Annotated in this window: 22 protein-coding genes and 1 rRNA gene; 17 read left to right on the top strand and 6 right to left on the bottom strand. The window is 49.1% G+C overall.

Annotation, left to right across the window (positions count from 1 at the left end):
* The first annotated feature begins 29 nt into the window (after positions 1-29).
* The 10 genes from rpiB to EDC56_RS18105 all read left to right on the top strand — a co-directional run bounded on the left by rpiB (position 30) and on the right by EDC56_RS18105 (position 5,059).
* Positions 30-461, top strand: a complete 432-nt coding sequence (rpiB, locus tag EDC56_RS18070; RefSeq protein ID WP_123713996.1) for a ribose 5-phosphate isomerase B — start codon at positions 30-32, stop codon at positions 459-461.
* A gap of 126 nt (positions 462-587) precedes the next feature.
* Positions 588-995 carry a GNAT family N-acetyltransferase gene (locus EDC56_RS18075; protein ID WP_123714020.1) on the top strand — a complete coding sequence of 136 codons (408 nt, stop codon included), beginning with the start codon at positions 588-590 and terminating at the stop codon, positions 993-995.
* Between the two features lie 111 nt (positions 996-1,106).
* Positions 1,107-1,256 carry an ATP-binding protein gene (locus EDC56_RS19510; RefSeq protein WP_148059455.1) on the top strand — a complete coding sequence of 50 codons (150 nt, stop codon included), beginning with the start codon at positions 1,107-1,109 and terminating at the stop codon, positions 1,254-1,256.
* Between the two features lie 21 nt (positions 1,257-1,277).
* Positions 1,278-1,781 carry a hypothetical protein gene (locus EDC56_RS18080; protein WP_148059456.1) on the top strand — a complete coding sequence of 168 codons (504 nt, stop codon included), beginning with the start codon at positions 1,278-1,280 and terminating at the stop codon, positions 1,779-1,781.
* The gene (locus EDC56_RS18085; protein WP_148059457.1) at positions 1,744-2,100 is read left to right on the top strand and encodes a hypothetical protein; all 357 of its coding nucleotides are present in this window, start codon (positions 1,744-1,746) and stop codon (positions 2,098-2,100) included. The genes EDC56_RS18080 and EDC56_RS18085 overlap by 38 nt, the downstream gene beginning before the upstream one ends.
* 385 nt (positions 2,101-2,485) lie before the next feature.
* Entirely contained in the window at positions 2,486-3,055 is a 570-nt protein-coding gene (locus EDC56_RS18090; protein ID WP_123713999.1) for an SMI1/KNR4 family protein, read from the top strand.
* Between the two features lie 44 nt (positions 3,056-3,099).
* Positions 3,100-3,507 (top strand): GFA family protein, encoded by a 408-nt coding sequence (locus EDC56_RS20140; protein WP_123714000.1) that lies wholly within the window; start codon positions 3,100-3,102, stop codon positions 3,505-3,507.
* 74 nt (positions 3,508-3,581) lie between these two features.
* Positions 3,582-3,851 carry a hypothetical protein gene (locus EDC56_RS19515; protein WP_148059458.1) on the top strand — a complete coding sequence of 90 codons (270 nt, stop codon included), beginning with the start codon at positions 3,582-3,584 and terminating at the stop codon, positions 3,849-3,851.
* Between the two features lie 110 nt (positions 3,852-3,961).
* Entirely contained in the window at positions 3,962-4,462 is a 501-nt protein-coding gene (locus tag EDC56_RS18100; protein WP_211333751.1) for a GNAT family N-acetyltransferase, read from the top strand.
* Positions 4,463-4,591: 129 nt separating this feature from the next.
* Positions 4,592-5,059 carry a GNAT family N-acetyltransferase gene (locus EDC56_RS18105; protein WP_211333752.1) on the top strand — a complete coding sequence of 156 codons (468 nt, stop codon included), beginning with the start codon at positions 4,592-4,594 and terminating at the stop codon, positions 5,057-5,059.
* A gap of 359 nt (positions 5,060-5,418) precedes the next feature.
* Here EDC56_RS18105 and EDC56_RS18110 read toward each other — a convergent pair whose 3' ends face one another.
* Positions 5,419-7,350, bottom strand: a complete 1,932-nt coding sequence (locus EDC56_RS18110) for a peroxidase family protein (protein WP_123714002.1) — start codon at positions 7,348-7,350, stop codon at positions 5,419-5,421.
* A gap of 697 nt (positions 7,351-8,047) precedes the next feature.
* Between EDC56_RS18110 and EDC56_RS18115 the strand changes: the two genes are divergently transcribed.
* From EDC56_RS18115 to EDC56_RS18130, 3 genes are all read left to right on the top strand, one after another.
* Complete coding sequence (locus EDC56_RS18115; protein WP_123714003.1) at positions 8,048-9,049, top strand: hypothetical protein; 1,002 nt, start codon at positions 8,048-8,050, stop codon at positions 9,047-9,049.
* 790 nt (positions 9,050-9,839) lie between these two features.
* Positions 9,840-10,217 carry a DUF1203 domain-containing protein gene (locus EDC56_RS20145; protein WP_162844240.1) on the top strand — a complete coding sequence of 126 codons (378 nt, stop codon included), beginning with the start codon at positions 9,840-9,842 and terminating at the stop codon, positions 10,215-10,217.
* A gap of 38 nt (positions 10,218-10,255) precedes the next feature.
* A complete protein-coding gene (locus tag EDC56_RS18130) occupies positions 10,256-10,783 on the top strand; it encodes a nucleotidyltransferase family protein (protein WP_123714006.1) in 528 nt (175 codons plus the stop codon).
* A gap of 51 nt (positions 10,784-10,834) precedes the next feature.
* Here the strand turns inward: EDC56_RS18130 and EDC56_RS18135 are convergent, their stop codons facing one another.
* Together EDC56_RS18135 and EDC56_RS18140 are read right to left on the bottom strand one after the other, a co-directional pair.
* Positions 10,835-11,884 (bottom strand): TIGR01620 family protein, encoded by a 1,050-nt coding sequence (locus tag EDC56_RS18135; RefSeq protein WP_123714007.1) that lies wholly within the window; start codon positions 11,882-11,884, stop codon positions 10,835-10,837.
* Complete coding sequence (locus tag EDC56_RS18140) at positions 11,881-13,383, bottom strand: YcjX family protein (RefSeq protein WP_211333754.1); 1,503 nt, start codon at positions 13,381-13,383, stop codon at positions 11,881-11,883. Before EDC56_RS18140 ends, EDC56_RS18135 begins: the two co-directional genes overlap by 4 nt.
* A gap of 302 nt (positions 13,384-13,685) precedes the next feature.
* Here EDC56_RS18140 and EDC56_RS18145 point away from each other — a divergent pair, with 302 nt between their 5' ends.
* The 4 genes from EDC56_RS18145 to EDC56_RS18160 all read left to right on the top strand — a co-directional run bounded on the left by EDC56_RS18145 (position 13,686) and on the right by EDC56_RS18160 (position 19,334).
* The gene (locus EDC56_RS18145; RefSeq protein WP_123714008.1) at positions 13,686-14,495 is read left to right on the top strand and encodes a DUF3100 domain-containing protein; all 810 of its coding nucleotides are present in this window, start codon (positions 13,686-13,688) and stop codon (positions 14,493-14,495) included.
* A 36-nt stretch (positions 14,496-14,531) separates the two neighbouring features.
* Positions 14,532-14,999: a hypothetical protein gene (locus EDC56_RS18150; RefSeq protein ID WP_123714009.1), complete on the top strand. Its 468-nt coding sequence runs from the start codon at positions 14,532-14,534 to the stop codon at positions 14,997-14,999.
* A gap of 73 nt (positions 15,000-15,072) precedes the next feature.
* Complete coding sequence (locus tag EDC56_RS18155) at positions 15,073-16,248, top strand: M20 aminoacylase family protein (protein ID WP_211333755.1); 1,176 nt, start codon at positions 15,073-15,075, stop codon at positions 16,246-16,248.
* Between the two features lie 161 nt (positions 16,249-16,409).
* Positions 16,410-19,334, top strand: coding sequence for a DUF748 domain-containing protein (locus EDC56_RS18160; protein WP_123714011.1), 2,925 nt, complete (start codon positions 16,410-16,412; stop codon positions 19,332-19,334).
* Between the two features lie 72 nt (positions 19,335-19,406).
* Here EDC56_RS18160 and EDC56_RS18165 read toward each other — a convergent pair whose 3' ends face one another.
* From EDC56_RS18165 to rrf, 3 genes are all read right to left on the bottom strand, one after another.
* On the bottom strand, positions 19,407-22,013 hold the full coding sequence (locus EDC56_RS18165) for a TRAP transporter permease (RefSeq protein WP_123714012.1): 2,607 nt from the start codon (positions 22,011-22,013) through the stop codon (positions 19,407-19,409).
* 153 nt (positions 22,014-22,166) lie between these two features.
* Positions 22,167-23,138: a TAXI family TRAP transporter solute-binding subunit gene (locus tag EDC56_RS18170; RefSeq protein WP_123714013.1), complete on the bottom strand. Its 972-nt coding sequence runs from the start codon at positions 23,136-23,138 to the stop codon at positions 22,167-22,169.
* Positions 23,139-23,422: 284 nt separating this feature from the next.
* Positions 23,423-23,538, bottom strand: a 5S ribosomal RNA gene (gene rrf / locus EDC56_RS18175).
* Positions 23,539-23,966: the final 428 nt, after the last annotated feature.

Below are 23,966 nucleotides of genomic sequence, written 5' to 3' on the forward strand. Positions count from 1 at the left end.
ATCATTAGATCAAATAGAGTGGTTAAATAATGAAAATTGCATTAGGCGGTGATCACGCTGGATTTGAATACAAAAAGGTGATCATTGAGCTATTGGACTCTCAAGGCATCGAATCTGAGGATTTTGGTCCTTTTAGTTCTGAATCATGTGATTACCCAGACTTTGTGCATCCGGTGGCTGAAGCTATTGAAATCGGAAAATTTAATCTAGGTATAATAATTTGTGGGAGTGGAAATGGCGTAGCGATGACTGTAAATAAACATCAAAACATTCGCTGTGCGTTGGCTTGGGAGCCAGAACTCGCTGCGCTTGCTCGTGCTCACAATGACGCGAATATTATTTCCATTCCCGCACGTTACGTTAGCTTGGAAAAGGCCAAACAAATAGTATCGGTCTTCTTAAGCACTGAATTTGAAGGCGGTCGACATCAAAATAGGGTTTCCAAAATACCATGTGTATAGCAGAAACCTACAACCTAAGTATCGAGGTCATTAGCCATAACAAGCCCAAGTGTCGGAATGGTTTTCCGCTGCGCTCCAAACCATCCGCAAAAGCTGGCGTTATATAAAAATGAATTCGAGAGCAGTATGAACATAGAAATAAGGTTAAACGATTCGATTGACGATAAAGAAGTCATCGAGCTATATAAAGCTAACTCTTGGTCTTCTGCTAAGAAACCTGAATTATTAATTCCTGCTTTGCGTAACTCACATTCATTGGTTACGGCAAGGGTTGGTGGAAGCTTAATTGGTATTGGCAATGCTATTTCAGATGGGTATCTAGTTGTTTATTACCCACATATGTTAGTTCATCCTCAGTATCATGGGAAAGGCATTGGCCGTAAAATGATGGAATTAATGCAAACTGTTTACGGAGGTTTTCACCAACAAATGCTAACCGCAGATGGTGAGGCCATTGATTTCTACAAGGCATTGGGGTTTGAGCGTGCTGGTAAAACTGAGCCAATGTGGGTGTATGCAGGTAATGAGCACTAAGCGCATAACAAAAACCAGCAGTCTGACTCCGCAAACGGTCATGCATTTTGTACTAAAATTCCCGCCATTTAGCTACGCAGTTGTGCTTGGCGTTACTTTCAAGGGGGCTGAATGACCATAATATGTCTCGAAGGAGCTAGCGGTATCGGTAAGAGTACCGCAGCTTATTTTATGGAAAGGGAATATGGATATGTGCGTATTCCTGAGGTAAAGGAGTTATTTGATCGGCCATCTAATCAGCCTGATGATTGGTATTTCTAGATGCAGGTAAAGCGTTGGGAGTTGGCTAAAAATGAATCTGAGTCAGGAAAAGTAGCGATCCTAGATGGGGATCACCTACAGCCTGTTTGGTACAACTGGATTTTTGATGATTTAAATTTTCAACCTATCGATGATGTTTTGGATTTTTACTCAGAGGCTTTCCTAAAGGGGAGCTTGGATTTCCCAGATGCATATGTTGTGCTGCATTTAGGCATTGATAAATTGAAGTCTAGAAAGGAAAACGATAAAAAACGTAAGCGAAGTAACTTTGAAATGCATTTACGCTTAATCGAGCCTCAGCGGAATTACTTTCAAGAACTGCACTTAGGGGGCCATTCTGGTGTCAGTTTTATAGAGGCGACCTCTTCAGCTGACATAGCAGCTTTCTGTCATTCTTTGCATAAAGACATCATAGTTAGCAGTGCTAAAAAACCGAATTTTAATATCGTCGAGACATTCATTAGATCGAATGCAATAAGTAAAGGCATTGGGCAAAAAAAAACGCAACCAGGATTTAGACGTTAAATTTCATACATATATTATGGGGCAACAAGTGTTAAAAATAACTTTATCGGTAGCGATTTTCCTAGCTATTTTAACAGGAGGCGGATATTTCTACGTTGAGAAATATTTATTTCAAAGTACTGATTCCGCCCAGATTAAGGGACTGGGAGTAGTATCTGTAGGTGAATATGTTAAGCATAAAAAGTTTGGAACTGGCGTAATTAAGGCAATCCATCAAAATGGTGAAAGTCACTCTGTACAAATCAACTTTAAAGAATACGGAAGAAAATGGCTCATTGCAGAGTTTGCACCTCTCTCCATTGAAAATGATTCGCCGTAATATTTATTAAATTTAACATATCATCGCTTACGACCGCTTTAATTGGTTACTGCTTTGCAAAAAACTCCTTAAAAAAGCAGCCAAGAGCGGCTGTAAAACTTAACGCTATAGAGCTAACCCCCTCTCTAACAATAGTAATATCAGTCTACTGCAAACCGTTCCCCTCATCATTGTGAATTCATCGAGCTATCAGCCACTTGTACCTTTTCATCAGGCTATTTGTAAGGTACTGTATCTCTCAAATAATTAACAACAGGACTTAGCGCTAGTTAGTGAGGACTTACTGCAGGTCCAGCTATAACAAAGCCAAACAGCATCGCTAACTTCGCTACGCTCTGCCGCTATTGGTGGCGTTAGGTTTTAGTTCTGCTATAGAGATGCACCAATGAAATGCTGCAAGAAAGAATATCCTGAACCCGAGATTATTGATAGGACTGCGTACTTTGTCTGCCCAGAATGCGGAGAAGTTCAGGAAATCGAGAACTATAGAGTTTATTCACCTGAGGAGAGGCTCGATCTCTTTGAAAAAAAATTCGCCCTCAAGATCCCAGCTCAATATTTAAACTACGCAGGCACTCATAGCAATCACGTTTTCAAACTACCGAAGACAGCACCCGGCGATAGTAAAAATTACTTTGGCGATGGGTTCTATGAGATCGGAAGCTTTCATGGTTTAGATCCAAACGAAGGACAGTCAATCTTTGATAGCGAATGGCTTTCACAAGAATGGGAGCTGCCTGAGAAATTGGTACTAATTGAAGGTGATGGTCATGAATGGTTGGCCTTAGACTATCGAAGATCAAGTGAAGAACCAAAGGTTATTATCATAGAATCAGAAGGATGTACTTATAAAGTGCTTGCCAGCAACTTCAACGCCTTTATAGAGTCGCTGATAGAGTATGAAAGCGTTTACGATACGGGCGGTAATGTTATTTACAAAGAGCAATCAACCTAACAAGGCTGGGCACAGCGGCGTTAAAATTAGGAGTACAAAGACACATGGAAGCTTATTTAATAGGAGAATGCTTGTGTGGCACAGTAAAGTTCTCCGTAGCAGATAGATTTAAGGCCTTTTATCTCTGTCATTGCAAGCAATGTCAACAGCTTACTGGGTCTGCATTTGCAGCTAATGTATTCACAGATCCGGATAACATCGAGTGGCTGAGCGGTAAAAACAATGTTACTCACTACGAGCACCCTACACGAGAGTTCTCTAAGTCCTTTTGCAAAGCGTGTGGATCCTCTGTGCCATCCATAAACAAAACCAAAACCTCCTTAATTGTACCTGCAGGAGCACTAAATAATCTTCCCGATATACAACCGCAGGCTAATATCTTTATGTCTGAGGAGGCCTGTTGGCTCAAACAAGGTTTGCAGTCTGAGAATTTCAGTGGCTTCCCAGAGTAAATTTTTAACAAGGCAAGCAAACGGACGGTTTTACCGCCGCTTATATTGGCGTTATACCTCTTAGGAGAAATTGATTGTCTAACCTGAATAAAGGCAGCGAATCACCATTTATATGCAGCAACTTGTTTTATTCTATCTGTGCAATTACGGGTCTACCTGGAATTGCAATTCTTGCTTGGTGTGGCTTCTACAAAGGTAGCCCATTTCCTTATGCTACTTATATTGGCATTGGTCTTGTCGTATTCTGTACAATATTTTCAGTTTTTGTAGACAAAGCGGGCTGGGTAAAAGGCCGTCACCACTACTCAGATGATTTAGGAGGTAATCGTGGAGGCGCCGATTAACCAAAGGTATAACAAAACAAAGTACATTCACCTGCAAATGCTCGTGGGCTGGACTTCGCTAACACTTGGACTGTGTTTGTGGCGTTAACTTTAAGAGGAGATCATACATCGTGTCAGAAATTAGAATCCGAAACGAGAAAGAAAGTGACCGTGCAAGAATCAGTGAAATAATCACTCTTGCTTTTGAGAATGACCCAATCAGCGACAAGCGTGAAGCTGAGATTGTTCGATTAATGAGAGATGATTCTGCATTGAGTATTTCTCTTGTTGCCGAGAATAAAGATAAAATTGTCGGGCACATTGCTTTTTCAAAAGTTACCATAAATGATGAGTGCATTGATTGGTATGGTTTGGCTCCTGTAAGTGTTGACCCAAGATTTCAAAGTAAAGGCATTGGCTCTAAATTAATCAATGAGGGTATTAAACTTCTAAAAAAAATCAATGCTAAAGGTTGTGTTTTACTTGGAGAGCCAGAATACTATGGCCGCTTCGGTTACAAGGCTAATGCACAATTAATATTACCTGGTGTTCCAGCAGAGTATTTTCAGGCTTTAGCATTCAGTCATTCAATCCCAAGTGGTACAGTAAAATATCACCATTCTTTTGGGTAAACAGTTAACAAGCGGCTGCATCCTGACCTCCGACCACTGTTACCTTTTGTGCAAAAAGCCACACAAAATGCAGTAGCCTCAGGCAGTTGAGCCGGTCGTTGTTTAATCAAAAAATTTTAGGAGCTATAAATGACTGTTAGACTTATGAAAGAAGTCGATATTGATGGTACAGCATTAGTGCATCAAGAAGCTTTTACGAGGCAAGAAAAATCACGAGAATGGCTGTCTTGCACAGCGAATGCTTTTCCAAGAATGCTGTGTTACATCATAGAAAGTGAAGGTCAAACCGTAGGCTACATCATCTGGGCGCAGAAGAGTGGATTTCGGCCAGAAGTGGTTCTGGAGCTCGAACAGATCGCGATTCATCCAAGTTTTCAAGGTAATGGGTTTGGTCAAGATCTAATCGAGCGGTCGCTACAACTAGTTAAATCTCATCTTACTAACCAAGGCTCAAAGCTTAAGCATATTTTAGTGAGCACGCGGGAAGATAACGATGCACAAAAGCTTTATCGTAGAGTTTTAGGTGCAGAAGTTGAGGCCACAATAAGTAATCTATTTTCGGCTAATGAAGTTTATATGGTTGCTAGAAATGTCTAAACAACATAACCGGCACCTGCAACCTGACCTTCGGCCACTGTCACCTTTTGTACAAAAAACGCACAAAACTTTTTATTAGCCTGCGGCAGTTGTACCCGGAGTTATGCGTAAAAATAAATTATGAATTTAGCGAAACCTATAATTTGCGTATCTATGGTATATGCGGCACCACCTTTAGCCTCTCTGGCTCTGATGGACGTCAGTGCTCAGAAATAGCGAGCCGGCAGCGGAAGACGCGTCTCACGCAATGTGAGACGCTGTGTTGCTTGATGTCATTAATAGGATGACAGCATCCCCCGACTCCCGGCGGCCTGTTTTATTCGCGGCAAGTTTGCCTCATGCCGCTTGAGTGATGGCGCTTAGTCGAGGCAGTCATCCGCTTTATAATCGCTTATTACTGACGGTAGCGGAGATACAAACGCATTGCTTGGTAGTCGTTTGATGTCTGAGTTACGTTGAACAATATCAGCAAAAGAGGTCGATTCAATCGTCGCTAAGGCGACCGTATCAAAATGTTTATTTTTATAATAGAAGCGATCTCCATCGCGTAAGTTTGAAAACTGATCGACGAACATGTTTGCCAAGGTATGACCAACGGAAGAATTCTCAACATGTGGCTCTGACATTAAGCCGACCCATGCATCGATTTTTTTGACCTTGCCATAAAGTGTTTGAAGTGTTTCAGCCAGTTGTAGCTGATCGCTATCTTTTCCTGTGAGGTGTGTAAAACAGCTCAATGGATCGTTAGTACTAGTGAACCATTGAGAGGCTGGGCAGCCGGGTAGCCCATAAATTTTGTTGTTTACCTCTTTGTTGTATAGCCAGCGAAGCTGTAAATAGCTTTCTATGCCGTTCATTCTTGCTCGGTTAAGATTGGTAGCCAAGGTGTCAAATAAGACGTTGCGTGTCGGTATGTTGCGGATAGCATTCTCAACTCGAGTATCGATTTCGAAGGCTGTGGTGAGAGCCATATGGCGTAAAACAGGGTCGACTCCTTTTGTTATTCCCAATAAAACGAATATGTTAAAGGGGCCGCCCGTTCCACCGGCTAGCTGTAAGCTGTTAAAGGGCGCAGGTGCGTTGATCGTTGAGTTCAAACAGGCGTCTTGAGGCATGACTCTCTCGGGAATCATGGAGTGACCGACTCTAAATGCAGAGCTGGAAAAGGCGAGATCAATACGCGAGTCTATCCACGGAGAATAGCCTTGATAAGCTTTCATCTTATTGGATTGGCTGCCGAGTAATGCGGGTAGCCAGTCCTCATAAACGATTTTACTATACAATGCAGAAGTATATTTCCGTGCCTCTTGATACAGTTTTTCATCGCTCCATGTAGGGTATTTTAGAGCGAGCTCGAGAGCTTTACGGTTGTGCTCACGCATCCAAATCACATGGATGGCCGTTAGCATGACATTTTCATGGCCTCGGCTATCGCCGACACAGGTAACGACTTCATCAGGAGTGTGTGTAAGTTCTGTCAGCACCTTGCGTAGGTTGTTGCAACCATCAGCATAGGTCACCGGTAAGTTATCTAAATGAACAGGGGGAACAAAGTCTGGCGCCCCGAATACAGGGATGTCGTAGCTGGCGGTTTTTAATAAACCGCCAGTGAAGCTTCGTAATCCCGCGGCTTGATCTTTGTCTGAACCATAAATATTTGAGGCATCAACCAAATGAGTCACTCGGTTGGTGAATTCACATCCCCCTCGTCTATTTTTTACACATTTTGAGGCTTGCATCGCTAGGTAGACATCGCCGTCGACAACGAGCTCACTATCGATAGCATTCTCATAATTCAGTATACCGCTATCATCCGGGCTATAATAAAGCCCGGGGTAGCCGGCTGTGTTGGCATCTCTAAAATCACCTGTGGTGGTGAACTCGCCAAGATCAACCTCCTCGTCAACAAGGTCATGCGCTAAGAATTGACCGAAGATAACAAACATCAGAGAAAGCTGTTGCTGGCTATAGCGTAAAGGTTGGATATCGTTAATGGCATTAGATACTGCCCTGGGTGCAGGAAGATCCAGTGCTATAAAGTCAGTACCGGATATCACATCACCCTTATCAGGGAGGTTATTAATCAGGAATTTTCTTTTGAAAGTTGTTTCGTTTTTACCCAGGCTAGGTATAAACAGGTTGTTACAGCTACCGTCTAGCTTGCGGTATGGGCTGTTAGTGTCGCAATCGTAGGCATTTATAGCCGGCGATATTAAAAGCAGCGTCGCTATAATCGGCGTTGATATTAACCCGTGGCGAGATATCGCTTTTCTATTTAATCTTTTAATCATCTTTCTTCCTTGATTTATTTTTATGTTGATCGCCTATGATAATAACGTTGTTTGCTTTGGGTTTAAATAAACTATAAGAATATCCACTGTTATTGCTCCACACGCTAGTACCCGTACAGCGACGCTATAGGCCGGACCTATCACGTTTAAAGCGTCGTAATTATTCCAGTTTGGCGATTCGATAGCGGTATTATCAGACTAGTTCTGGTCGTATTATTTAGGAAAATAACTGAGCCAGCCATACTTATTTGTCCTGTAAAGTTGCTTTATCAATAGGGTCGGGTCAGTTGGCGGTGAAATTTAGGACAGATTTTTCCTTTTGCTTCTCTGTTTCGGTGTATGGCAAAACTAAAGATCTTCCCCTCATAGTTGTTATAGTGCTAAAAATGCCACTCTCGAATCAGACCAATATCAACCTACCGCACGAACCACAACACTACTGATAAACGTCATGAATTATTAAATCTATCAGTTACTTGTAACTTCCCATCCAGCCATAAGTACGGTACTGTATCTCTCAAATAATTAACAACAGGGCTTAGCGGCAGTTAGCATGGACTTACTTCACAATCAGCATCTGTGTACCAAGACCAACTATAACAAGGCCAAGCAGCATCGCCAGCAAAGCTGGCTGGACTTCGCTACGCTCAGCTGTTGTTGGCGGCGTTAGGAAAAATCCGCGGGGGAAATAGATAAAATGTATACTAATGAAGATCTATATTTAGCTGTAAATGCTGGAATATTCAAAAAAGAGGATGTTGACGAATTCAGGCTATATATCGCAAAAGATGCCAATACCAATTCAGTGGATGAAGAGAACTTTAGGCTAATTTCAGGTTTTAATGACATATTTGTTTCTATCTCAGCATTAGTTCTACTGATTTCATCTTGGTGGCTGACCTCCCAGATTGCACCTGTATTTGGTTTTTTAATAGCTGCCTCAATCTCTTGGTTTCTTTCTGAATTTTTTATTCTAAAAAAGAAATTAGCGCTTCCTGCAATAATATTATTAGCCTCGTTTGTCGTTAATATCTCTATATTCTCTGGCTTGGCTCTGTCCGCATACGGTATCAACAATGAGTACATAAAGATTGTCTTATTATGTATAGGAGCTATTGCTGCCTGGTTACACTGGATTAAATTTAAAGTCCCTATAACCGTTGCGGCAGGAATAGGCAGCATAGTTGTCTGTATCTTTGTGATTCTGGCGCAACTCGAAACAATTAAAAACTTAATTAATCTATTAATTTTTGTGTGCGGGCTGCTAACTTTCGCCATTGCTATGATTTGGGACGGTCAAGACCCAAACAGAAAAACACGAAAATCTGATGTAGCTTTTTGGTTGCACCTACTTGCAGCACCTTTAGTTGTTCACCCGGTCTTTGCTGCAATTGGAATATTGGATGGGGAGGCCAGCATTATCGGTATTGTTTTAGTAATAGTCATGTATATAGTGCTAGCAGCTATATCTATATCAGTAGATAGAAGAGCGCTGATGGTGTCATCACTGATCTATGTTATTTATGCTTTTAATCAATTATTCAATTCATTTGGCATGATCAATTCAGGCTTGGCAATGTCTGGAATATTTATAAGTTCAGTGCTGTTATTATTATCAGCGTTCTGGCAAAAAAGCAGACTAGCGCTACTACAAGTAGTTCCAAATTCAGTTGTTAAACGATTGCCTCCAGCGATCTAAATAACTAACAAGTTTATCAACAATCGCCACTGCGTGGCTGAACAGTCAAACCTGCGGTTTGACTTCCAATTGTAAATTGGTTTTATAAAGCATGGAGGATCCGAGCATGGAGTTAGCTATGATAGTCACATTAATTGTTGCTCTAATCGTACTTGTTTATATCAACATACTCGCCACGATTTGTCTGACATTAGATCCAGACCTTCCGAGTATACAGAGGCGCGGCCAGATCATCGTTACTTGGCTGCTTCCATATTTTGGTGCGTCACTTGTTCTCTACCTCGTATCTCATCATTCTCCAGAAGTTATAAGTCGTCTTTATATTCCCTGGCCATTCCGAAAGCTAATTGAGGATGAACCGATCAGAAAATCAAAATTCAGCCGGAACACTGAGGAGGCGCTAGGGGTTCATAGCACCAGCCATCATAGTGGCGGTGATAGCGGCGGCTCTAGTTCCGATTAGGCTTATAACAAGTTAAGGCACAGCGACCCAATACACTCCGCTTGAACTTTGTGCGGGACAATAATCGCACAAAACCCAAGCTACAGCATTGGGCGCGTGCTTAAAGCGTTAGGCCACCTTAATATTGAGAGAAATAAAAACTTAGCAAGAATCGGGTCGCTATAAAATTGATAACTTGGCAAAATTTATTTTCACGCTGCTAAATCTATTAGCCTGCAATGTTATCTAAGGAGCCCTCTTATCAAACTCAAAGTACAGGGAATCCCAACTCATAAAGTAATTGAGCTACGTAATGGTGGGCTGGATGCCTATGATAATATTCCGGAAGTGCATCTTGCTCAAGGGTTAGCAAACCCATGTCGTCACTGCTTGGAATTGATAGAGGAAGGGGATAATAAATTGATCCTCTCATATATGCCTTTCGATAGTAAGCAAGCTTATGCAGAGACAGGGCCGATATTTTTACATCAGAAACAATGCCATCGTTATAACAGTGACAAATTGCCCGATTGGTTCGCATTTTTAGATCCCGCAATCATCCGAGGATATGACGACAACGATTGGATGATATATGAAACCGGAGCGGTAACTCCTGGTTCAGAGCTTGAAAAAGAGTGTGTAAAGATATTTCATAACAAAGATGTTAAGTATATTCATATACGCTCTAAATTTAATTGTTTTCAATGTAAGGTAGAGATGGCATAACAAGTCGCTGCAACGGGCTCATCAAGGCGTTATAAGCTATGGATACCCTAGAAAATTTACTAAGCAATGATAATGAGAGAATGGAGGTTTTGGCTGCTGTAGAAAGCTTAAATCTCAATGAAGCTTATATAGCTGCCGGCTTCTTAAGAAATCTTTATTGGGATTCAATTCATAATAAATCAACTCAATTAAACGATGTTGATGTCATCTTCTTCGACGACTCTGATACAGATTTAACCCAGGAAAGAGAAGCAGAGAATACATTAAAGGCAAAATATCCGAACTATGAGTGGCAGGTCAAAAATCAGGCATTTATGCACATTAAAAACGGTGATGCTCCCTATCAAAATATCCTCGATGCAATGAGCCATTGGCCAGAAAAAGAAACCGCTATAGCAGCAAGAATCAATCACGGTGTCATCAATATCGTTGCTGCCTTTGGCTTATCATCTCTTTACCAAGGTCATATTACACACAACCCGAAAAGAGATAAGGCAATATTCTTAAACCGTGTGCAGTCAAAACATTGGCTAACAAAATGGCCAAACTTAAAAATAATGTTATAACAACTGTGTAGTGAAGGTGTTCTGCTTCTCATAACAAAGCACCCTGCCCCCCTATTCTTTACTGAAGATCCTTGTTAACTGCTTTAACAACGGTTTTAACAGGCCTCGTATGCGCGGCTTTTCCACCCGCTGCCACTCGATTGGACGGCTCACCGTCATCGCCGCCAAGCCAATGCGCGCGCAGTAGATCGCCGCCCCCATGCCCTGACCAATTTGCCCCGACGCCTTACCGGCAAAGCTCTGGATCGATAATTCATCCAGCGCCCGATCAATCAGTACCTCCGTCGCTCCGACAAAAGTAATCTGTTTCAACACCAACTTTAACAGCCCCAGGCGATTCAGCTTTGAGGGGCGAACACCGTAGACCTGACCGACATCTTCGATCATCTTCAGGCTGCGCCACAACGCCAATAGCATATCCATGCTCGCCCATGGGCTCGCCGCTACCGCCACCCCGGTCTGCAGACAGTACTTGGCCACGCGCTGCTCGGCTTCACGATCGAGGGGGTGTAAAAACGCCTCCTCCAGATACCCCATCACCTCGCGGTCATTGTAGTAATCTGGCATCTCATCGAGACACTCCTGCAGCAGTGCCGCCTGTGGCTTATCACGATAGAACGCTTGCAGCGCATCGACAAAGGACTGGCACTGCGCCAAGTCGCTACCGCTGTGAATCGCCTCCGATTTCGCCTGCAGCTGATCGACGTCGGACAGTGTCTGCCGATTGCTGCGCAACGACCACAGCGAGCGCGCCGTGCAAGCCACTACCGCGGCCAACAGGCCTGCGACGCCCAACGCCGCCGCCCAATGCCAACTGGCTGCCGCACGAATCAGCTCACTCAGTTCCCAGCCCGCCACCGCCAAAAATAATAATCCAGCGCTGAGCGACAGCGCCTTTAGTCCCTTGATTGGCAGCGCCTCCAACCGTAAGCCACGGTAGTCAGCCTGCCGTGGCAGCCGGTGATTATCGGTGATCGCCTGCGGTAACTCGACGGCCTCCTCATCCACATTAAACTCATAGGGTTGCTCGGGGCCAGAGCGCTGTTCAACAGCATCAGATGGCTCGGCAGCATCAAATTCATAGCGCTTGTTATCGCTCATCGACACTTATCTCCTATTAAACTATTAATGACGCTATCGACCCTGATGTGGGGCAGCGGATCGTGGTTGGCATGGGACAAGCCGGCCGGCGGCAGAAAGGGTTTCAGCGGCCACTGTGCAAAGGCCTGCCATTGCTCCCCCTGTGGTAAGCGGGTCGGAATCGGCGGCCCTACCAAGCCGCGACGCCGGCCATCCTGCTGCGTCGCCACTACGGCCTTATTGCCCTCGTGCACCACTTCTACCGAGGCTCTGACGGCGGCCGCCGCCTCGCAGATAGGCTCGATACCCTCGTGTTGCACCTGACGAAACGCCTGCCTGACCATCGTCGCCAACAACTGCCTGAGGTTATCGTGATCGGCAGACACCACCTGATCGACTTTGCTGGCGACGAAGGCGACGCGGTCAACCTTCGGCTGAATCAATTGACGCAGCCACGACTGTTGACCGTAGCAAAAACTATCGAGTATCGCCGTCAGCGACTGGCGCATGTCCGCAACATAATCCTCACCACCATGCAGTGCCGTTAGCACATCGACAAGCACCAGTTGACGATCAATTTTACTGAAAAAACGCTGATAAAACGGCTCTACCAGCTGCTCAAGATAGTCAGCATAGCAGCGCTCAAAGTATCTCAGATAACTCTCCTTCGGCGCCGCCTTTAGCTGCTCATCGGTCAGCGTCGGCGCCATCATCAGCGGCAAAAACGCCAGCAACTCAGGCTCGGCCGAGCCGGGCATAAGGAATCGTCCCGGCTGGACAAAACTGAAGCCCGCCGCCTCTTTGCACTGCTTCAGCAGCTGTTTAAACTCTGCCACCTGTTGGCCCAGAAGTGCCTGATCGACCGTTGCCAATGGGTCGATTTCGGCCAGCTGCGGTGCCCACTGCGCCAACAGCTGCGCGCGTTCAGCCTGCTGGTACTGGGCGCGAAACTGCCGGCACCACTCGAGATAGCTCTGCTGGCGCATCGGCAAATCCAACAACCACTCTCCCGGGTAATCGAGTATCTCGAGCAACAGGGTCTTGTAAGGGCGACCGAGGCGAGTCAATATGCCACGCGATCGCTGTAGGCGTATTTCCAACACACAGCCACTGATGTCCGTGGTCGAGTGTGGCCACTGCGGCGCCTCGCCACACAGCTGCCGGTAATTCTCCGCGTAGGGGAAGGTCTCGCCGGCGATCCTCGCCCGGTGCAGTTTGACGCCCAAGATGCGCTGCGTCAGCGCCGGAGAGAAGCCCGCCAGCGCCGCTTGCGCATGATCGAAGCTCATCAGCTGATTAATCAAGCTGGTGATAAACGTCGTCTTACCACTGCCACTCAAGCCGGTCACACCCAGGCAGAGGTGGCCATCGGCGAGACGGTCACCGACACGGTGTAGTTCGCTCTGTACACTGCTGCCGGCGCGCTTTACCTTTGCCCGGCCGCGACGCAGCACCTGTTTCACCTTAGCCATCCACTCTCCTCGCCCGGCCAGGTGCACAATGCCCTTTTGCCAAGCCATGGTTACTCATCATCAACTACACAGACTAAACACCTGCCGAAGTTAAGGCAATCGCGTCTATTGCCTATCGGCAACGCACGATTCAACCCGGGCAACAGTTGCTCAGCCATTGTCTTCACCTCACATGAACGCTCGGTAATATATTTCCAAAAACATATATAAGATTTTATTTCTAATCAGAAACTGCGCAATAAAACTAGCACACTGTCAACACTCAACATTTTGCGCGCTTTTTAAACAGTTGTTTTTTTGGCATGATGCCGCCCCTCTTACCCACTCTAAGTCTATAAATAGGGGCTCGCATGAACCAAGGCAGTATCAAATCACTGGCGATACTACAGCTTGTCGTATTGCTCATCTCGATCGTCTCCGAACAGATCGGCATCATTAAACAACCTCTTGGCCCCGGCACCATCGTCTTATTGCCACTGCTCTACGCCTTCATCTTCGGCTTATTATTCAACCCCAACGTCATCAAGGCAGCTAAGCTGATCGTCGACCATGAGGCAACCAAAACTGCCTCGACCTTCCTGTTAATTGGCATCCTCCCCTTCATCGCCAAGTTCGGCTCACTGATTGGCCCATCAATGGATCAAATCGTCGCTGCGGGTCCCGCCATGGCACTGCAGGAACTGGGCAACGTCGCCACCATCTTTATCGCCATGCCCGTCGCGGTACTGCTCTTTGGTATGGGCCGGGAGGCCATCGGTGCAACCCACTCCATTGCCCGCGAACCCAATATCGCACTGATCTCGGATCGTTATGGCCTAAAAACCCCCGAGGGAGTCGGCGTCATGGGTGTCTATGTTATGGGCACCGTATTCGGCTCCATCTTCTTCGCCATGCTCGCCTCCTTTCTCGCCTCGACGAACCTGTTTGATGTGCGCGCGCTCGCAATGGCCTGCGGTGTCGGCAGTGGCTCGATGATGGCCGCCTGTTCCGGCGCACTCGCGACAGTGCTACCGGAGCGAGAGACTGAGCTGCTCGCTTTCGCCGGCGCCAGTAACTTGATGACCTATGCTACCGGCCTCTATGTCAGCCTATTCGTCGCCATTCCCTGTGCCGAATTTATCTACCAGAAACTCGACAGGCTGCGTAATAAGCGCGCTTAAATCCCCCTGTTTCCTCTGCACCGAATCGAGACACCTATGAGCACACACAGTAATAACAGCATCGACCTAAAATTACACACCGCCGTACTGACGACCTTACTCGTCATCACCTTAATCAGTAACTGGCTGACCCCCTTGACCACGGTATCGCTGACCGAGGCCGTACCTGGCTTTCTGATCATCTTTGCCATCTGTCTGATGGGCTTAATTGTCGCCAAATATGCTCCCTTCTACCTGCCCTCCGTCGCTTGGATCTCACTACTCAGCATCCTCCTGACGCTACCCTGGACGCCGGGTTCAGCGTGGCTCAGCAACGAGATGGGCAAGGTTAACTTCCTCGCTATGCTGCCGCCGGTACTGGGCTATGCCGGCCTCGCCATCTCCGACGGCGAGATGACAACGTTTAAGCAGTCGGGACTAAAGATTGCCATCGTCGCCATGCTGGTCTTTACCGGCACCTATCTCGGCTCCGCCGTCGTGGCTCAGTTCGCACTGAGCTTTTAACCAAGCGGCGATCGCGATAACCTCTATCTACTAGCCCGCTAGCGGGCCTATTGACTCAACACCGGAGCGAGCTGTGCAGCCAATTCAACACAACGACGACTATCATCGACGCATGACAGAGTGGCGTCATACCCTACATCGCCACCCCGAGACCGCCTTCGAAGAGTTTCATACCAGCGACCTGATCGCCGAGGTACTCAGCCGCGCCGGCATCCCTCACCACCGCGGCCTCGGCGGCACCGGTATCGTCGCCACCCTCAGCGGCAAGCAACCCAGTGCCGGCACCCTGGCGCTGCGCGCCGATATGGATGCCCTCGATCTGCAGGAACACGGCAACTGCGCCCACCGCTCCACCATCGAGGGCAAGATGCACGGCTGTGGTCACGACGGCCACAGCGCCATGCTACTCGGCGCGGCCTGCTGGCTGGCCGAGCATCCACAGGCCATTATCGGCACCGTGCACTTCATCTTTCAACCCGCCGAAGAAAACGAGGGCGGCGCCCGCGAGATGATCAAGGACGGGCTGTTCGATCAGTTTCCCGTCGACGCCGTCTTCGGTATGCACAACTGGCCCGCCTTAGAGGCTGGCCGCGCCGCCGTCAGCCACAGCAAGGTGATGTCAGCCTTCGATACCTTCGAGATTATCATTACCGGCAAGGGCTGCCACGCCGCCATGCCGCATCAGGGCATCGACCCCATCATCATCGCCGCCGAGCTGACGTTGGCACTGCAGACCATCGTCAGCCGCCACATCGACCCCCTCGAACCCGCCGTCGTCACCGTCACCCAGGTACACAGCGGCGACGCCCTCAACGTCATTCCTGACACCGCCGTGCTCCGCGGCACCTGCCGTTATTTCAATGCCGAGGTGCAGCAGATAATTATCCAGCGCATGCGCGAGCTCGCCGAGGGCATCGCCAGCAGCCACAACGGCGACGCCGAGGTGCGTTATCAGCCGCGCTACCCAGCAACCATCAACAGCACCGACGAAGCCGCCCTAGCGCTGAGCGTGCTCGGCGAGTTAATGGCTGCCGACAACATCGACGTCGATCTGCCACCATCGATGGGGGCCGAAGATTTTTCCTTCATGCTGCAGCAAAATCCAGGCGCCTATATCTGGCTCGGCAACGGCTCAGAGCAGCATCGCGCGCCACTGCACAGCTCTCGTTATGACTTCAACGACACCATCCTACCGACCGGCGCTAACTATTGGATTAAACTGGTCGAAGCCTGGTTTGCCATGCGCTAACCGCAGCAAAGCTCAGCCTTATTGAGCCTGCCGATTTGCGCTATCGCAGGCTCACGCCAAAACGGCGTTTTCATTTCCCCACTAGCCATTCTACAATAGCCGCACGCCCTCCTGAATAACCGCAAGATCAGCACACGATCAGCACAAGAGCACACGCCATAATGGGACTTATCGAAAATAGCCTATCCGTCAGGCTGACAGGGATCTTCTTAAAATATGGTTGCCTGCTATTTATTCTCTACCTGTTATTTGGCTACTTCGCCGCACCGAGCATCATCGAGTCGCAAATGCGCCAGCAACTCGAACAGACCGGCAGGAAGATGCATGTTGAACACATCCGCTATAACCCGCTGGCGCTATCGCTGGATATGCATGGCCTCGTCATCGACGACCCACAGGGGCGCCCACAACTGAGCTTCGACCGGCTCTACGGCAACTTCGAGGCCTCCTCACTACTCTGGTCTACCGTGGTGTTTAAAGAGCTGAGGCTGGACAACTTCACCTATCACTACACAATTGCCAAAGATGGCAGCAGTAATATCGACGACCTACTGGCCCTCGCCAACACCCCAGACAGCGAGCCAGAGGCGGACACAGAAGAACCCCAACCAGTACCGCGCATCCTCATCAAGCAGCTCAGCCTCAACGGTATCAACCTCACCTATCGCGATAATCATCGCCCTAAGCCTTTCTACAAGGCCTTCGGTCCAATCTATATTAGCCTCTATTACTTCAATACCTTTCCCGGTAATGGCTACCCCTACAGTGTCGAGGCCAACACCGAGCAGGGCGAGAAGATCAGCTGGCAGGGCGATCTTTCCGTCGTCCCTCTCCGCTCACAGGGCGACATCGAGATCAGCGGTATCCGCCTGCGCGATGGCTGGGCCTTTGCCGAAGAGATGCTCAACTTTGAGTTAGTCGATGGCCGACTCGCCGCCCACGGCCACTACCAACTATCGCCCGACGGCAACGTCAAACTGTCCGACGCCAACATCAAGCTCGACAAGATCGATATTATCGATAAGAAGACGGCGCAACCGGCGCTTAACATCCCCAGTTTCACCCTCAGCGGTATCAACCTCGACTTACAACAACAACGCGTTGAGATTGGCCGCATCGACAGCCAAAAGGCGGTCTTCCATGAGCATATCGACGCCGACGGCCAGTCTCGGCTGCAACAGCTGCTTACCCCCATTAGCAGTGGCAATAACACGGATAACCAGGCCGACGAGGCGGCCTCGCCCTGGCAGGTACAGCTCAATAAGTTTGCCCTTAAAGATTACCGTATCGACCTCGACACCGACGTCGTCGGTAAGCCCCTCAACTTCACGCTCTCTAAGCTCAATCTCGGTTTCGAGCAATTCAACCTCGGCGATAGCCGCTTAAAGAACCTTCAGCTCGACACCACCATCGATGGCGAGGGCAGTGAGGCGAGCAGCCAACTGTCCATCAACAGCCCACAGCTCGCCTATGCCCCGCTAAAGACCTCGGTTAATGTTGACCTGAAAGCCTTCCCACTGAGTCATGCGCAGCCCATCCTCGACGACTTAGCCAACTTACAACTCGTCGATGGCACTCTCAGCAGCAAGCTCAACCTTCAGCTCGAAGAGGGCAAGCAGCTCAGCATCGTCGCCAAGGGCGAGGCTAGCATCGACACACTCAACCTCGTCGACACCTTGAAGCAGCTGCCCTTCCTCAGTTGGGATAGCCTTGACGTCCACGACATCGCCTACAGCAGTGCGGCCAACAGCCTCGACATCGATAGCATCGATACCGACGCCCTATTTGCCCGTGTCACCCTGCACAAAGACGGCACCAGCAACATTCAGGATATTTTGGCCCACCCCAGTCAGAGCGCACCGGCACAACCAGCGCAGCCAGCGGATAAAGAGCAGCAGGGCAATACCACACCGATGAGCATCAACGTCGGCAGCATCAACTTCAACAACGCCCGTTCACGCTTCTCTGACCTGTCGCTGTCGCGCCGCTTTGCGATGACCATCGGTGAGATCAACGGCAGCATCAAAGACATCTCCTCCGCCACCGACGGCCGTGCCAGTGTCGACCTCAAAGGCTCCGTCAACCGCTATGCACCGGTTTTGCTCAAGGGCCAGGTCAATCCACTGGCGGCAGAGACCTACACCGATCTCGCGCTCTCCTTCCACGGCCTCGAACTCACCAACCTGACTCCCTATGCCGACGTCTATGCCGGTTACGCCATCGACAAGGGCAAGCTCACCGTCGAGCTCAACTACAAGATGCTCAACAATCGCATCGTCGGCGGCAACCACCTCTTTATCGACCAGCTGACCCTCGGCGACCACACCAACTCCAGTACCGCCACCTCGCTGCCCGTCGCCCTGGCCATTGCCCTATTGAAAGATAGCCGCGGCCAAATCGACATTAAGCTCGAGGTCGAAGGCAGTCTCGACGACCCCGAGTTTAATTACGGCTCACTGCTGTGGGATGCCGCAACCTCCTTTATCGGTAAGATCATCGCCTCGCCATTCAACCTATTGGCCAGCCTTGTCGAGAGCTCCGAGCCCCTCAACGAGATCAACTTCGCCTTCGGCAGCAGCGAGCTGGATACTACCAGCACGCAGACCTTAAGCGACCTCGCCGACGCCCTCAAGCAGCGCCCGCAGCTCGATCTCGAGATTCGCAGCAACGCCAACAGCATTGCCGACAGGGAGGCGCTTGCGCGTACCAAGCTCGGCCAGCAGCTCTCTATCGACATGAACACTATCAGCAACAGCGACTGGAACAAGCTCAACGACTATTACCAACAGAGCAATAGTGAGCCGAGCCTAAATGAGTTGCGCCAAGAAATTGTCGCCGCACAGCCCGAGCTATCGAAACAGCAGGTCGAGACACAGCTGCAGAGCCACGTCCTGCAGACACTGTTACTGCAACAAAACATCAGCGATCACGCCCTCAAGCAGTTGGCACTGAAGCGCTCGAATAATATCCGCCTCGCACTGATTGCCCAAGCTATCGGTCACGACCGAGTCTTCGTACTCGACTCCAGCCTCGTCGACACGCCGAGCAAGCAGTCGACCAGCGCGCTAGAACTCAACGCTCACTAGGCAAAAAAAAGCCGCTAACCCACGCTGTGGGCTAGCGGCTGACATCGGTGTTAGACGATGCTTAATACCACACTACGCTGCCGGCGCAGTCTCAGCTAACTTCTCTCGCTTACGGCGCATCAGCTGCAGCTTGGCGATCAAGCCCAATAACAACAGTGCCGGAATGAAGAACAACTCCTTCGGGAAGCGATCGGTCTCCTCGAGGATGCCGGTAATCTTCCAGTCATAGTCTAGCGCGCTGTGCTCCGCAACACTGCCGTATTCAACATAGTCGACCAGCATCGAACCATCATCCTGCGGCAACAGCTCCAGGCCGACGTTCTTAGCTAATCGCTCCTTGGCATCGGCACCCTGCTCACCCAGCGGTAAAATCACCGTAGAACGCTTAAAGCGGCCGTCCAACGCCTCACCCTCAGCCACCAAGCGAATGTTGCCATCGCTTGGCTGTTCACTAATGTAGTGGTAGATATCACTTGGCGCCTTTAACTCGTAAGGTGGCTTGACCATGTCGAGCCAGAAGCCCGGCAAGAATAAGGTAAAAGCCGCCACTAACATCAACACCGTCTCGTACCACTTCGACTTAGTAAACCAGAAGCCCTGGGTCGAGGCAGCGAACACCAGCATCGCAATCAGCGCGATAATGAATACAAAGATGCCCTGATACCAGGTAACGTCGATCAGCAACAGATCCGTATTAAAGATAAACAGGAAGGGGAGCAGGGCCGTACGCATGCTGTAGAAGAACGCCTGTACTCCCGTCTTCAGCGGATCACCCCGCGATATCGCCGCCGCCGCGAACGACGCCAGCCCCACCGGCGGTGTGACATCGGCCATAATGCCAAAATAGAAGACGAACATATGCACCGCAATCAACGGCACGATAAAGCCATGCTGCGCCCCCAGTTCGACAACCACGCCGGCCATCAATGAGGAAACCACAATATAGTTTGCCGTGGTCGGCAACCCCATCCCCAGCACGATGCTGATCAGCGCCACAAACATCAGCATGAACAGCAGCACACCACCAGAGACGATCTGTACCAGATCGGCCATCACCTGCCCGATACCGGTCAGTGTCACCGTACCGACGATAATGCCCGCGGTCGCCGTCGCAACCCCGATACCGATCATGTTGCGCGCCCCCGAAGACAGCCCGTCACGCAGATCAATGAAGCCCTCTCCCAGAGCTGACACCATATTGCCACGACGGAAAAAGGCCTTCAGCGGCTTCTGCGTCAGCAGCACGAAGCCCATGATGACGCTCGCCCAAAAGGCCGATAAACCGGGAGAGTTACGCTCTACCATCAGGAACCAAATCAACGCAATCAACGGGATAAGATAGTACAGCCCAGTCTTGTAGATATTGGCAAAGAGCGGCAGCTCGATGATTTCTGAGTTAGGGTCGTCCATCTCCAGATCAGGCTGCTGCGCCGAAATATAGAGCAAGCCGATATACCCCGTCAGGATCACCAGCAGAATCAGCGCCACCGAAACCGGGCCGGTAATGGTCTTAATCGCAGAGATCAGGAAGAACAGTAGGCCAGCTAAGACAATCATGCTGGAGGTGATAATACCCATCCGCAGCATCTTCATCTTAAGGCTATAAACCGGACCAGTACGAGGCAGACCTTGCATATCAGCCTTCAGCGCCTCGAGATGAACAATGTAGAGCAGCGCAATATAGGAGATCGCCGCCGGTACAAAGGCGTGTTTAATGACCTCAATATAAGGAATACCAACATACTCGACCATCAGGAACGCAACCGCACCCATGACTGGCGGCATTAAAACACCGTTGATCGAGGACGAGGCCTCGATCGCACCGGCCTTTTCTGAGCTAAAGCCGACTCGCTTCATTAGCGGAATAGTAAACGTACCAGTCGTCACCACGTTGGCGATAGACGAGCCTGAGATTAGACCCGTCATAGCGGAAGAGAGTACCGCCGCCTTCGCGGGCCCACCACGCAGATGCCCCAGCAAGGAGAAGGCTATTTGGATAAAGTAGTTACCGGCACCAGCCTGATTCAACAGCGCGCCGAACAACACAAAGAGAAAGACGAAACCGGAGGAGACACCCAACGCAATACCGAAGACACCCTCTGTACTTAGCCACATGTGGCTCATCGCGCGCTCGATCGAGGCGCCCTTCCAGCGAATGACATCCGGCACAAACTGGCTGTCACCGAAAAAGACATAGGCGAGGAAGAATAACGCGACACAGACCAATGCTGGCCCCAGGGTGCGGCGCGTCGCCTCGAGTAATAATACCAGGCCTGCCACAGACACCCAGATATCCTGAGCGATTGGCGCTCCAGGGCGCGTCGATAGGCTGGTATAAAAAATAAAAATATAACAAGCACAAAACGCCGCCGCTAAACCGAGCACCCAGTCGAGCAGAGGTATGCGGTCGTGGGGGCTATTGTGCCGCGCCGGGAAAGCGAGGAAGGTCAACAACAGGGCGAAGCCTAGGTGAATCGCACGCGTCTCGGTATCATTGAGAAAGCCGACGCCAAAATGTGCCGGCAGCGGAGAGCCAATCCATAGCTGGAACAGCGACCAGATAACCGGCAACGATAATAGTAAGAAGGCGGCATACCATTGCTTGGGGTGACGATTCCCCGTATCCGATTCTTCGATAAGATCCTGAATATCAGAATCAATATGATATTTCTCAGTCATAAATAATGGCTCGTTATTATAAAACACACTCGGTGACGGTAGCTACTAAGTACAGCCTGTGAGCGAACTATTTGCTAGCGTTTCCCTGCATGATTTTTCAATCACTACAAACAAAACAACCGCTCAGAGAGCGGCTGTTAGACGTGCTTGGGACTACTTAATCCACTTACGCTCTTTGTAGTAGCGTACGGCGCCTGGGTGCAGCGGAGCGACGAGTGAGGTCGTTGCCATATCCTCGGCCTTCAAGTTGTTCAAGGCGGGGTGTAGACGACGGAAGCGGTTAAAGTTGCTGAATACAGCCTTAGTGAGCTGGTAAACCACCTCATCAGAAACCTTGTCAGAGGTCACGAGTGTACCCAGCGGTCCGACCGACATGATGTCTTTCTCATTACCCATGAACATACCACCCGGGATGGTCACCTTCGAGTAGGCAGGGTACTTCTGGATGAAGTCTGCAGCAAAATCACCATCAATCGCTAGGATCTTTACATCACAGGTAGAAGTCGCTTCCTGAGTTGAGGCATTCGGTAGGCCGGCAGACCAGAAGGTCGCATCAAACTTACCATCACACAACGCCTGCGCCTGCTCGGAGTTACGCAGCTCGGCAGTGATGCGGAAGGTCGACTTATCCCAGCCCTTTTCCTTCATAATCAAGTCGGCGTTCATGCGGCTGCCTGAACCTGGGTTGGCAATATTGACACGCTTACCGACCAAATCATCGAGGGTATTAATCTTAGCGTCGGCTCGGACAAGAATCTGAATAGGCTCAGGGTGTAAAGAGAACACCGAGCGCAGACCTTTGTATGGCTTGCCCTTGAATGGGCCAGTGCCATTATAAGCATCAGCCTGTGTATCGGATTGCGCAATACCAAAGTCCATCTCACCGGCCCGAATAGTGTTGATATTCGCTACCGAACCACCGGTTGATTCGGCAGAACAACGAATACCATGCTTAGAACGGTCGCGGTTGATCATGCCACAAATATGGCCACCCACTGGGAAATAGACACCAGTAACACCGCCCGTACCGATAGATATAAATTGATCTTCGGCTTGAGCGAGAGCGGTTAGGCTCAGGGCCGCTGCAGCAGCGGTAACGAGTGTAAACTTCTTTGCTATGCCCATCTAAAAAGCTCCAGTATATTTTTGTTGATCTAGTTATGTAGTTCGCATATGCGATACGTAAGAGTGGAACACAAGCTACGCAGAAACCCCTATGATACATGTCAATCGCGAAGAATGTTCCTAGCCCCTCCTTGATGACAATATTTTCATTGTCGAGTCACCCCGCAACGCCCACGACTACTTCTCAGCACGCCTAAAAGTAAGCTCGGCCTTCTTAGTCAAAGTAATAATAGCTAAAAACGAAAAAACCCCATCAGCATCACTGATGGGGTTTTAGGATAAGAGCCTGACGATGACCTACTCTCACATGGGGAAGCCCCACACTACCATCGGCGATGAATCGTTTCACTTCTGAGTTCGATATGGGATCAGGTGGTTCCAATTCTCTATGGTCGTCAGACAAACTGGTTAAGAGGCTGTAAGGTACAACCTCTCAGAATTTCTCGTAAGTATCTTACTGCGGCGAATTATATGAATTTCGACTGCCCAGTCAAGTGCTTTCCAACTATCGAAGAAAAATATAATGCAACACTGCGCCAACAGCAGCAGAAGACTCGGTAAACAAACGCTAAAGGCATAGACGCCACGCAACGAAAGATCAGAGCTTAGGGCGTTAGCACCGGTTGCATGCCACATATAGACGCCCTCAAAGACCCACCGTTCAATAACATCAACTACCCCGAGCTAGATAGCAAACACTTCCCCTCAGGCATAAAAAAACCCCGTAAGCGCGAGCTTACGGGGTTTTAGCATAAGAGCCTGACAATGACCTACTCTCACATGGGGAAGCCCCACACTACCATCGGCGATGAGTCGTTTCACTACTGA

The organism is Sinobacterium caligoides, assembly GCF_003752585.1.
GTDB lineage: Bacteria > Pseudomonadota > Gammaproteobacteria > Pseudomonadales > Sinobacteriaceae > Sinobacterium > Sinobacterium caligoides.

Bases quoted from the DNA above. Each gene is read 5' to 3' on its own strand.
- EDC56_RS18115 (WP_123714003.1), top strand. From the start codon at position 8,048: ATGTATACTAATGAAGATCTATATTTAGCTGTAAATGCTGGAATATTC.
- EDC56_RS18090 (WP_123713999.1), top strand. From the start codon at position 2,486: ATGAAATGCTGCAAGAAAGAATATCCTGAACCCGAGATTATTGATAGG.
- EDC56_RS20140 (WP_123714000.1), top strand. From the start codon at position 3,100: ATGGAAGCTTATTTAATAGGAGAATGCTTGTGTGGCACAGTAAAGTTC.
- EDC56_RS18150 (WP_123714009.1), top strand. From the start codon at position 14,532: ATGAGCACACACAGTAATAACAGCATCGACCTAAAATTACACACCGCC.
- EDC56_RS18130 (WP_123714006.1), top strand. From the start codon at position 10,256: ATGGATACCCTAGAAAATTTACTAAGCAATGATAATGAGAGAATGGAG.
- EDC56_RS19510 (WP_148059455.1), top strand. From the start codon at position 1,107: ATGACCATAATATGTCTCGAAGGAGCTAGCGGTATCGGTAAGAGTACC.
- EDC56_RS18140 (WP_211333754.1), bottom strand. From the start codon at position 13,383: ATGGCTTGGCAAAAGGGCATTGTGCACCTGGCCGGGCGAGGAGAGTGG.
- EDC56_RS18160 (WP_123714011.1), top strand. From the start codon at position 16,410: ATGGGACTTATCGAAAATAGCCTATCCGTCAGGCTGACAGGGATCTTC.
- EDC56_RS18170 (WP_123714013.1), bottom strand. From the start codon at position 23,138: ATGGGCATAGCAAAGAAGTTTACACTCGTTACCGCTGCTGCAGCGGCC.
- EDC56_RS18135 (WP_123714007.1), bottom strand. From the start codon at position 11,884: ATGAGCGATAACAAGCGCTATGAATTTGATGCTGCCGAGCCATCTGAT.
- EDC56_RS18075 (WP_123714020.1), top strand. From the start codon at position 588: ATGAACATAGAAATAAGGTTAAACGATTCGATTGACGATAAAGAAGTC.
- EDC56_RS18165 (WP_123714012.1), bottom strand. From the start codon at position 22,013: ATGACTGAGAAATATCATATTGATTCTGATATTCAGGATCTTATCGAA.
- rpiB (WP_123713996.1), top strand. From the start codon at position 30: ATGAAAATTGCATTAGGCGGTGATCACGCTGGATTTGAATACAAAAAG.
- EDC56_RS18105 (WP_211333752.1), top strand. From the start codon at position 4,592: ATGACTGTTAGACTTATGAAAGAAGTCGATATTGATGGTACAGCATTA.
- EDC56_RS18145 (WP_123714008.1), top strand. From the start codon at position 13,686: ATGAACCAAGGCAGTATCAAATCACTGGCGATACTACAGCTTGTCGTA.
- EDC56_RS18110 (WP_123714002.1), bottom strand. From the start codon at position 7,350: ATGATTAAAAGATTAAATAGAAAAGCGATATCTCGCCACGGGTTAATA.